The organism is Afifella sp. IM 167, from assembly GCF_020144925.1.
Lineage (GTDB): Bacteria > Pseudomonadota > Alphaproteobacteria > Rhizobiales > Afifellaceae > Afifella.
Genome location: NZ_NSLC01000007.1, coordinates 284,584 through 294,756 on the forward strand (window position 1 = coordinate 284,584; position 10,173 = coordinate 294,756).

Genomic DNA, 10,173 nt, shown 5'->3' on the forward strand with positions numbered 1-10,173 from the left:
CGTCACCTCCTATTTCGTCGAGGCCGCGTCGGTGATGACGGCGTCGCCTTCCTTGAGCGAGCCGGAAAGCACCTCGGTCCAGCTCCCGTCGCTCGCGCCGACCTCCACGGCGATCTTTTTCGGCGCGCCGTCCTCCAGAACGTAGATGCTGCGCCCGCCGGTGCCGTCGTCGGCAACCTTCTCCACCTCGGTGCGTGCCGGGGGGTGGGGAATCAGCTTGTCGAGAAAGCTGCCGCTGCTCTCGTCGGCGGCGCTCACGGCGGGCGGCGCGAAGCGCAGGGCCGCATTCGGCACGAGAAGCGCGTCTGCCACGTTCTTCACCGTGATGTCGGCGGTCGCCGTCATGCCCGGGCGCAGAAGCAGCTCGGAATTGTCGAGCTTCAGCACGGCCGTGTAGGTGACGACGTCGTTGACGGTCTCGGAGGCATAGCGGACAACCTCCACCTGCGCCTCGAACCGGCGGTCGCGATAGGCGTCGACGGTGAAGGTCGCTTTCTGGCCGGCGCTGACGGCGCCGACATCGGCCTCGTCGACGGCGACCTCCAGCTGCATGGAGGCGAGATCCTCGGCGATGGTGAAGAGCTCCGGCGCTTCCAGCGAAGCGGCAACCGTCTGGCCCGGATCGATGTCGCGGCTGAGTACGACGCCATTGATCGGCGAGCGGATCGTCGCCTTCTTCAGGCTCGTCTCCTTGGAGCGGAGCTCGGCCTCGGCGACCTGGACGTTGGCCTTGGCGACGGCAAGGCCCGCGATCGCCCGGCGCCACGTCGCCTCGGCCGATTCCTGATCCGACTTGGAGGCGAAGTCCTTCTGGCCGAGCTGCTGGGCGCGCTCCCAGGCCTTTTCGGATTCGGAGAGCGTCGCCTGCGCCTCCTCCACCTGCGCCTTCTTCACGGCGAGGGTGGCGCGGGCGTTCTCGACCGCGGCGTCCAGCGTATCGGTGTCGAGGCTCGCCAGGATCTCGCCGCTCGTCACCTCGTCATTGTAGTCGGCGAAGACCTTTTCCACGGTGCCGGAGAGCTCGCTGGAGACCTCGACCTTGTTGGTCGGCTCCACCGTGCCCGTCGCCGTCACCGTCTCCGTGATCGCGCCGCGCCGCGCGGCCTCGCTCACGTAGCGGACCTCGTCTGCCGACCCGCCCCCTGCGAAGACATACCAGCAGCCGGCAAGAACGACGAGAACGAGAAGGAGGCCGAGGATACGGCCGGCCGAAAAGAAACGCCGGCGGCCTTTCTTTCCGAGGCCAAGCGTCTCGGAGATTTCGGCTTCCGGCACGATCTCCTGATGGACGTTCATGGTGTCGGAATCCCGATCCGCTCGCCCAGCCATGCGATGGCCGTCGAGGAAGTGGAAAGGCTGGCATGGAGGACGTCACGCATGCCGCGCCTGGCATGGGAGATGCCGAGGCTGCGGCCGAGCGCCCCCAGATAGCCGGGCTCGGGTTTCTCGGCCGCATTCTGCGGCGCCGCGGCGTCCAGGGCGAGATTGAGCGGCGGCCCCATTTCGGACCGCGTCTCGCAAGTCGCAACCAGCGTCGGATAGGCGTCGGTGCGGGAGGCGACCTCGCCGGCGATATCGGCCCGGCACTCCGCAACGCTTCGCCACCCCGTATCGAGCGTATCGACGACGAGGCACTGGCTGGCGTCGCAATCGCAGCCAAGCAGCGTCATCAGCACGATGGCGGTTTTCATCTGTCGCCTCCATTGCGGCGCTCGCGCGCCATGCGGATCATCGAAGCGAGCCCTTGCGAGGGCATCGCGCTGAGGATCGCGATCACCACGGAGAGGGCGAGAAGAAGCTGGAGGGCGCCGGGCATCTGGCTGGGTCCCTCAGGTCGGAATTCTCATCGGCCCGCCGAGCGGACGATGGCGGAGACGATCCCGGTGGAGATGGCGACCATCAGGTATTCGTCGCCGTCGCGCACCCAGTGGTAGCCCTTCGGAGGAGCCTTGAGGCCGCGGGCACGGTAATCTTCAACGGTTCGCGCCTTGCCGCGGTAATGTTCGCCGCGATGCCACCGTGCAGCGTTCCGGTCCTTCCCCCGGTTGTCGGCGGGACGGGATGCGGTGGGCGATACCGGCTTCCGGCTCTGCACGGCCCGCTCGCTCGGCCGCGCCTGCTCTGCGGGCTTCTTCTGGCCGGCCCGTTTCTGGTCGGCCCGTTTCTGGTCGGTCCGTGTCCGCGCGTCGGAGTTCGTCCGCCCGGCGCGGTCCCCGGAGGTCTGGCCGGCTTCCTCCCGCTGCTTCAGCCATTGCGGCGTCGCAGCGTCCGATGCCTGCGCGGGCAGCCAGAGGGCCGGCGCAAGCGTCACGGCGGCAGCAAGGGCGAACGTCGCGAGCTTTTTCATCATGTAATCCTTCGTTCCTTCAAAAGGGGCGCCCAGGGGCGATCGCGGGGACGGCACCCCTGGGCGCTTGCAGCCAGTGCGGCTGCTTTCCGCGGCCAACGAGGCCAGGGAAACGGTCAGTCGCCGTCGTGCGGCGGGCGAATATCACCACGCTCCACCCTCTCGCCCTCAAGGTCTGGCGGGGCCGGATGGTCGAAGCGCTCGGCGGGAAATCCGCCGGAGGGTGGGAAAGGCGGTGCGAAGGCGGCGAGCCGCTCAAGCTGTTCGTCGGAGAGTTCCTGCCGCAGTTTCCGGCTCGCCTCCTTGAGGGAGCGCGCCGAGACGGATCTCTCGATCGCCGCATCGGCAATGCCCTCCCCGAAGACCGACGGAGAGCCGTCTTGCGGATGCTTGCCGGGTCTCGGATGAAGCTTGGCGTCCAGCTGCCGGGGCGAAGCTGCGAGTAAATCGAGGAGAGCGTCGGTATAGCCGCGCCAGACATCGAGCTGGTCGGCCCGGATGCCGACATAGGTTTCCGCCGTGGCGAGCCTCTCGGCGATCATCATGCGCGGATCGGGCGGCGGACCGAAGGGGGGCGCAAAGCCCGGTCCGGGCTCCATGGAAGGGTCAGGCCCCTGCGTCTCGGCCATATCCATGCCGTCCCAGGCAGCGTCTTCGTCCGGCGCAACACCGGGGCGAAGGCGCGGGCCCGGATCGTCGTCGGACGCATATTGCGCGGTGAGCCAGGCGAGCTTCCCGGCTTGCGCCGGGGTACGGAGGGCCGCGACCGCGCTTGCGACGCTCGGCGCGTCCGCACGGGGCTGCGCGGCCGCCGCGGGCAGGACGAAGGCTGCCGCCGCCACTGCCGACACCATCCCCGCTCCAACCAACAAGCGCTTCATCGGACCTTCCTTTCGTCCCGCTTTCGTTGGGATGGAAGGTAGGGACGGCTCGTGACCCGATTTCGGTCGCGAGGTTGCCAAGCGTTGCCGGAAGGCATGGATTTGTAACGGAAGGTTTCCTCAGGCCGGGTAGAAATGCTCGGTTACAAGTTTTCGTCCTCCACTTCGGCGCACGGATGTATAGGCCGGGGCGAAAGCGAAGGGAGACGATGAGCGACAGCCCGCATATATTGGTGGTCGACGACGAGCCGGAGATCCGCACGCTGCTCGCGCGCTATCTTTCCGGACAGGGCTTTCGCGTGTCCGTGGCCGGCAACGGGCGCGAATGCGAGGAGCGTATCGCCACCTCCAATCCCGACCTCCTCGTGCTCGACGTGATGCTGCCGGACGGGTCGGGCCTCGATATCTGCCGCCGTCTGCGCGACGAACGCCCCCGCCTGCCGATCATCCTCCTGACGGCGCTGAAGGAAGACGTCGACCGGATCATCGGGCTGGAGATCGGCGCCGACGACTATCTCGGAAAGCCGTTCAATCCGCGCGAGCTGACCGCCCGCATCAAGGCGGTCCTGCGGCGCGCCGGACATGAGGAGCCGGTCGAACCGGAGACGGAACGCTACGAATTCGCCGGCATCACCGTGGAGCCGAAGCTGCGGCGCGTCACCGATGCGGAAGGCGAGGAGATCATCCTGACGGGGGCGGAGTTCGACCTTCTGGCGGTCTTTCTGGAACGTCCGGGACGTCTCCTGTCGCGTGACCAGCTTCTGGACCTGACCACGGGGCGTGAATGGGACCCTGCCGACCGGTCCGTGGACGTCCTGATGAGCCGCATCCGCCGCAAGCTCGGTGAACGGGCGGAGGGAACGCTCTTCCGCACCGTGCGCAACGGCGGCTACCAGATCACCGTGCCGGTCACGGCCGTGCCCACCACGTCATGAACACGCTGCGCAACCGCATCGCGGGCTTCTTCATCCTGGCCATCGTCGCCGTGGTTGCGCTCGCGACGCTCGCGGCCTCCACCGCGCTTCGCAAGCCGGTCCCCGGCAGGATGATGGAACCCATCGCCGCGCAGATCGAGGTCCTCGCCAGGATCGCCTCGCGCAACCGCGACGAGGCCCTGGCGGCCGGCCTCGACATCCGCAAGCAGCCGGCCGAAGGGACCATCGAGCCCGGGCTCTCCGGCTTCCTGGCGAAGGCGCTCGCGGGCAGCGGCGAGGCACGCGATGCGCGCGTCACCAAAACGGAGGACCCTCAGGGCACGACAGCCTCGGTGCGGCTGGAGGACAGCTCGTGGCTCGTCACCCCGCTGCCGGATCCCGGCCCCCCTCCCCGCGGCTGGCAGGTCTTCCTCACCTGGATCGTGCTTATCGCCATCGGCAGCGCGGTCGTCTCGATCTACGCGGCAACGCGGATGACGCGCCCGCTCCGCCTGATCGAGAGCGCTGCTGCCACGATCGGGCCGGACGGTACCCTCTCGCCATTGCCGGAAGAAGGCCCCGCCGAGCTGAAGGCGACGGCCGAGGCGCTCAACCGGCTCTCGACCCGGCTGAGGGCGGCGATGGAGAGCCGAATGCGGCTCGTCGCGGCCGCGGGACACGATCTGCGTACGCCCATGACGCGGATGCGCCTCAGGGCCGAATTCATCGAGGATGAGGAGGAGCGGGCAAAATGGCTCTCCGACCTCGAAGAGCTCGACATGATCGCCGACAGCGCCATCCGGCTCGTGCGCGAGGAGAGCGCCGAGGAGAGCGCCGAGCCGATCGCGCTCGACAGGCTCGTTCGCGAGACGGTCGAGGAGCTTTGCGACCTCGGCCACTCCATCACCGCGACGACGCTCGCGCCGAGCGTGATCGCAGCGCAGCCGATGGCGCTGAAGCGGGCGCTGTGCAACCTCCTCATCAACGCCGCGACCCATGGCGGGGGCGCGGAGGTCGCCGTGCGGCGGGAAGGGGCGGACAGCCTCGTCGTCATCACCGACGAGGGGCCGGGCATCCCGCAGGCGCAGATCGGCCAGGTCTTCGAGCCCTTCTTCCGGGTCGATCCCGCCCGGCGAAAATCCGTTCCCGGTGCCGGCCTCGGGCTGGCGATCGCGCGGGAGATCGTGGAGCGCTTCGGCGGGAGGATCGAGATCGCCAACCGCAGCACCGGGGGCCTCATCCAGATCGCGCGCTTCAAGAGCCTGCCGGAAAATACCCTGGACTCGGCAAGCTAGCCGCGGGAGCGGAACACCCAGAAATTCATCAAGAGGAAGTTGGTCAGCGGGATGGCGATGCAGACCGCGAGGGCGGCGAGCCAGAGCGGCAGGGCGAGCACCTCGTAGATACCGATCGTCAGTCCCTGGGCGATCGCAAGGCCGAGCGCCGACATTGCCGCAAAGCGCAGGACGGGCCGCAGGCCGAGATCCTCGGCGCGGAAGGTGATCTTTCCCTGCGCCAGATAGGAGGCGCCCCATGTGACGGCGAGCGCCACGACGGAGGCAAGGCGCGCGCCGACGCCCGCGCCGTGGAGGGCGAGAACCAGCACGAGATAGAGCGCGGTGACGGCGAGCCCGACGACGATGAAGCGGACGAGGCCGGAAAAGGCCTCATCCTCGCCGAGCGCGCCGCGGGCGATCAGCCGCCGCATCCGGGCGGGCCAGCCGCCTTCGCCTTGCAAGATCCTGCCGGTCCGATGCACACGCCGCTCCGCAGTCGCCAGCGGAGAGCCGCCGGTCGGGCACCTTTGGCGCAAATTGGTAAAGTCCGCGTTGCTGCCCGAGCTACGGCCGACGCAGCAGGTAGGTGTCCATGATCCAGCCACGGCGGGCGCGCTCGCGCTCGATGATGGCGGCGATCTCCTCCGCCTTCTCCCTCAGGGGCCCGGCGACGAGGATTTCTTCCGGCATGCCGAGATAGGCCCCCCACCAGATATGAAGATCGGTGCCCGCGAAGCGGCGGAAGGCGGCCCTGCCGTCGAGCATGACAAGGGCGTTGGTGACATCCTTGAGCGCGGCGGCGGAAAGCTGACGGGCCGTCATGACGCGGATGTCCTCGCCGATGCGGTTGAGCGCAATGCGGTGGCCGGCGGCCAGAAGCTGCAGGCTGGTGATGCCCGGCACGACCTCGAATTCGAATCGGAGCCCCTCTGCCGTCAGCTCATGGAGAATCTCGACCGTGCCGTCGTAGAGCGAGGGATCGCCGACGATGAGGAAGGCCCCGGTGCCGTCGCCGGAAAGCTCCGTCTCGATCATCTCACGGAAGATGCGGCGCCTCTCGCCGCGCCACCATTCGATGCCGGCGCGATAGTCGGGCCCGCCGGAGGGGCGCTCGGGACTGACGGCCGAGACGAGGCGGTAGCCGCCATCGCCGCGCGCGCGCTTCAGCGCCGCCTGGCGGAAGGCGATCAGGTCGGATTTGCCCTCCCCTTCCTTCTCCATCAGGAAGAACACCTCGGCCGCGCGGATCGCTTCGATGGCCTGGAGCGTCATGCCGGACGGATCGCCGGCACCGAGGCCGATGAGGAGAATGCGTTTCAAGTCGTTGTGCCCTGTCGCGTGAGGGGATCGGAGCCGGGCGACCTCTTGCGACGGCCGGCGCCGATCCGTTGTAGGGCGCGTCTCTAGGCTCTCCCGGCGCGGAACGCCACATCGCGGCGTCGGTATGGCGGCGAGCGCTAGCCGCCTCCGCCGGCATTCCGCAGGCCGTTCCGGTCCGCCTTGCTGCACCCCGTGATGCCCGTTAAGTCATTATTCATGATACCTTATCGCGCCGACATCGATGGATTGCGGGCCATCTCCGTTCTCCTCGTGATCTTCTATCACGCGGGAATCGATATCAGAGGTATCCAGCTCTTTCCGGGCGGCTTCATCGGCGTCGACGTGTTTTTCGTCATCTCCGGTTTCCTGATCGGCGGCATCGTGATGAAGCAGGTCGATGCCGGCGACTTCTCGCTCCGGACATTCTACGAGCGCCGGGCGCGCCGCATTCTTCCCACCCTGTTCCTCGTTATTGCCGCCTGCATCCCCTTCGCGTGGATGTACACGTACCCTTCCTCGCTGGAAGATTTCTCAAAAAGTGCCCTCGCGGCAATCTTCTCCGTCTCGAACTTCTATTTTTGGATGAACGGCGGATACGTCGCGGACGATTCCGCCCTGCGGCCGCTGCTGCATACCTGGACGCTCGGCGTGGAGGAGCAGTACTACATCCTCTTTCCGGCGCTGATGCTGCTCGTCGGCGCGCATGACAGGCTGCGCTGGTGGGTGCTCGGCGCCGCCACGGTCGCCTCCCTTCTGCTTGCGGCCTATCTCGGCTCAACCGCGCCATCTGCGGCCTTCTTCATGCTGCCCAGCCGAGCCTGGGAGCTTTTCTGCGGCGCCCTCCTCGCCTGCTGCCCGGTCCGCAAGTCCCGGCGCTTCGACCCGGTGCTGGTGCTCGTCGGCCTGGCGATGATCGTCGGGGCCGGAGGCCAGCTCGACGATGCCACCGCCGCGGCAAAACTCGCGACCGCCATCCCGGTCGCCGGCGCCCTCCTCGTCCTGCGCTTCGCCGGTCCGCACATCGTCTCCAGGCTCCTCGGCTCGCCGCTTCCGGTCGCGATCGGCCTGATCTCCTATTCGCTCTACCTCTGGCACCAGCCGGTCTTCGCCTTCGCGCGGCTGCGCGAGGCCGGCGAGATATCCGACCCCTTCAAGGTCAAGCTGATCGTCCTGAGCTTCGTGCTGTCGGGCTTGTCGTGGTGGCTCGTGGAACGGCCGATCAGGGACCGGCGGCGGGTCGGCACGCGCACGGCGATCACGACGATCGCGGCCAGCAGCCTCGCCCTGTCCGCCGGAATGTTCACCATCGTGCGCTCGGAAGGCTTCCCGTCGCGCCTGCCGCCGGTCCTGCGGTCGGTCGATCGCACCGCGGAGTTCACCGTGCTGGAGCAGGACGGCCGGCAATGCAATCACCGCTGGCCGGCCGATGCCTGCGTCTTCGGCGGCGGCGACGTCGTTCTGGTCGGCGACAGCCATGCGGGCACGCTGGGGCCCGCGCTGGAAGAAACGACGTCCCGCCTCGGCATCGGCTTCATCGACCTCACCTACCAGCAATGCCCCTTCATCAGCGGCTTCCACTTCAGCCCGGAGGAACGCAACTGCCCCGCCGTGAACCGGGAGCGACTGAAGCTGCTGTCGGAGCTTGGTGGCGGGCGCACGGTCATCCTGGCCGCCGCGCCCTGGATCCTCGTGCGGGCAGAGAGGGAAGAGGCAACGACAGGCCCCTCGCTTGCCGCGGCGTTCGAGGCAGATGTCCGCCGGCTTCTCGCCTTGGGGGACAAGGTCGTCGTTGTCGGCCCGCTGCCGGAGATCGGCAGGGACGTGCCCCAGTTCCTGTTGCAGCAGGTCAGCACCGGCCAGGGGCTCGAAGCGATCGAGGAAGGCCTTTGGGCGCCCCGATCATCGCAGGCGGCCGAGCGCGAAGAGATGGTCTGGTCCCTCTACCATCCTGTCGCCGAGCTGCCGAACGTGTCGGTGGTCGACGTCGCCGGCCGCTTCTGCCGCGAGGACGGCATGTGCGTGGTGAACGATCGCGACCACGCCTTCTTCGTCGACAACAATCACCTGACGCATGCCGGGGCCGAGCGCGTGATACCGGCGCTTCTGCCGGCGCTCGTCAGCTCGCTGAACGCGGCCGAGGGCGGCGCCACCCGGGCCGCCTTCAGCCGCCCCAAGAACCGTTAGGAGCGCTCCGCGTATTCCTCCAGATACCAGTCGACGAAGCGCTTGACGCCCTCCGCCACCGGCGTCTGCGGCGTGTAGCCGGTCAGCGCCCGAAGGAGTTCGGGGCGCGCATGGGTGGCGCGCACGTCGCCCTTCTGCATCGGCAGCATCTTCTTCTTCGCCTCGCGGCCGAGCGCCTTTTCGAGCGCCTCGATATAGGCCATCAGGCCGACCGGCTGGGCGCCGCCGATATTGACGACGCGGTAGGGACCGGCGGGCGAAAGGGAATCGTCCGGCGAGACCGGCTCGCCCTTCACCGGCGCGGCCGGGATGAGACGGAAGATCGCCTCCACGAGATCCTCGATATAGGTGAAGTCGCGCTGCATCCGGCCTTCGCCATAGACCTCAATCGGCTCGTCCTTCAGCATCGCCGAACAGAACTTGAAGAGCGCCATGTCGGGCCGGCCCCAGGGACCGTAGACGGTGAAGAAGCGGAGCGCCGTCGTCGGCGTGCCCCAGAGATGGCTGTAGCAATGCGCCATGTTCTCCGTCGCCTTCTTGGTGGCGGCGTAGAGGGTCATCTGGTGGTCGGTCCGGTCGTTCTCGCCGAAGGGCATGTCCTCGTTGGCGCCGTAGACGGAGCTGGTGGAGGCGAGAAGGAAATGCGCCGGCTTGTGGAGGCGCACGCCCTCCATGACATTGAAGGTGCCGACGAGGTTGGCATCGATATAGGCGCGCGGGTTTTCGAGGCTGTAGCGCACGCCGGCCTGGGCGGCGAGATGGACGACGACGTCCGGCTGGCACGCCTCGAAGACCGCGGCGATGGCGTCCGCATCCTCCAGCATCACCTCGTGGGCCGTGAAGCCCTCGAAGGCCGAAAGCACCGCATGGCGCGCATGCTTCAGGGAGACGTCGTAGTAGGGCGTCATGCCGTCGATGCCGGTGACGCGCCAGCCCTCCTCCAGGAGGCGCCGGGCAAGATGAAAGCCGATGAAGCCGGCCGTGCCGGTGATGAGGGCCGTGCGGCTCGTTTCCTGTGCGGACATGCTGTTTCCTGTGTGGAGGCTCACGCTTCTCGCATGTCTGTCCGTCAAAAAGGCGCGCTAGTTCAAGCCTTCCCATTCCAACAATTGCGAAGTGAAAGACCCGTCCTCGGGAAGCTAAAGCGCGGCTGGGTGCGGATGGACGACAGCGAGACGAGCTTAATGCCTGCTGGCAGAGGGGAGCGCAAGATTGCTTTCAGCATCCGATCCCCGCTCTTCCGCCCCCGA

General features: G+C 67.7%; 11 protein-coding genes. 3 read left to right on the plus strand and 8 right to left on the minus strand.

Features of this window, described 5'->3' with window-relative positions:
* Positions 1-9: 9 nt before the first annotated feature.
* From CLD20_RS14735 to CLD20_RS14750, 5 genes are all read right to left on the minus strand, one after another.
* Positions 10-1,296, minus strand: a complete 1,287-nt coding sequence (locus CLD20_RS14735) for an efflux RND transporter periplasmic adaptor subunit (protein WP_224407418.1) — start codon at positions 1,294-1,296, stop codon at positions 10-12.
* The gene (locus CLD20_RS14740; protein ID WP_224407419.1) at positions 1,293-1,691 is read right to left on the minus strand and encodes a hypothetical protein; all 399 of its coding nucleotides are present in this window, start codon (positions 1,689-1,691) and stop codon (positions 1,293-1,295) included. Before CLD20_RS14740 ends, CLD20_RS14735 begins: the two co-directional genes overlap by 4 nt.
* Positions 1,688-1,816 (minus strand): hypothetical protein, encoded by a 129-nt coding sequence (locus CLD20_RS20250; RefSeq protein ID WP_255599902.1) that lies wholly within the window; start codon positions 1,814-1,816, stop codon positions 1,688-1,690. Before CLD20_RS20250 ends, CLD20_RS14740 begins: the two co-directional genes overlap by 4 nt.
* 27 nt (positions 1,817-1,843) lie before the next feature.
* Positions 1,844-2,350, minus strand: a complete 507-nt coding sequence (locus CLD20_RS14745; RefSeq protein WP_224407420.1) for an RcnB family protein — start codon at positions 2,348-2,350, stop codon at positions 1,844-1,846.
* Positions 2,351-2,463: 113 nt separating this feature from the next.
* Complete coding sequence (locus CLD20_RS14750; RefSeq protein ID WP_224407421.1) at positions 2,464-3,228, minus strand: hypothetical protein; 765 nt, start codon at positions 3,226-3,228, stop codon at positions 2,464-2,466.
* 209 nt (positions 3,229-3,437) lie between these two features.
* Between CLD20_RS14750 and CLD20_RS14755 the strand changes: the two genes are divergently transcribed.
* Positions 3,438-4,163, plus strand: coding sequence for a response regulator (locus CLD20_RS14755; protein WP_224407422.1), 726 nt, complete (start codon positions 3,438-3,440; stop codon positions 4,161-4,163).
* Positions 4,160-5,437 (plus strand): ATP-binding protein, encoded by a 1,278-nt coding sequence (locus tag CLD20_RS14760; protein WP_224407423.1) that lies wholly within the window; start codon positions 4,160-4,162, stop codon positions 5,435-5,437. The genes CLD20_RS14755 and CLD20_RS14760 overlap by 4 nt, the downstream gene beginning before the upstream one ends.
* Here the strand turns inward: CLD20_RS14760 and CLD20_RS14765 are convergent.
* Complete coding sequence (locus CLD20_RS14765; RefSeq protein WP_224407424.1) at positions 5,434-5,850, minus strand: GtrA family protein; 417 nt, start codon at positions 5,848-5,850, stop codon at positions 5,434-5,436. The genes CLD20_RS14760 and CLD20_RS14765 overlap by 4 nt on opposite strands.
* Before the next feature lie 133 nt (positions 5,851-5,983).
* Entirely contained in the window at positions 5,984-6,739 is a 756-nt protein-coding gene (gene cobF / locus CLD20_RS14770; protein ID WP_224407425.1) for a precorrin-6A synthase (deacetylating), read from the minus strand.
* 216 nt (positions 6,740-6,955) lie between these two features.
* On the opposite strand from cobF, the gene CLD20_RS14775 reads away from it, so the two are divergent.
* Positions 6,956-8,923 (plus strand): acyltransferase family protein, encoded by a 1,968-nt coding sequence (locus CLD20_RS14775; RefSeq protein ID WP_224407426.1) that lies wholly within the window; start codon positions 6,956-6,958, stop codon positions 8,921-8,923.
* Here the strand turns inward: CLD20_RS14775 and CLD20_RS14780 are convergent.
* Entirely contained in the window at positions 8,920-9,948 is a 1,029-nt protein-coding gene (locus CLD20_RS14780) for an SDR family NAD(P)-dependent oxidoreductase (RefSeq protein WP_224407427.1), read from the minus strand. The two genes, CLD20_RS14775 and CLD20_RS14780, sit on opposite strands and share 4 nt — an antisense overlap.
* Positions 9,949-10,173 lie beyond the last annotated feature (225 nt).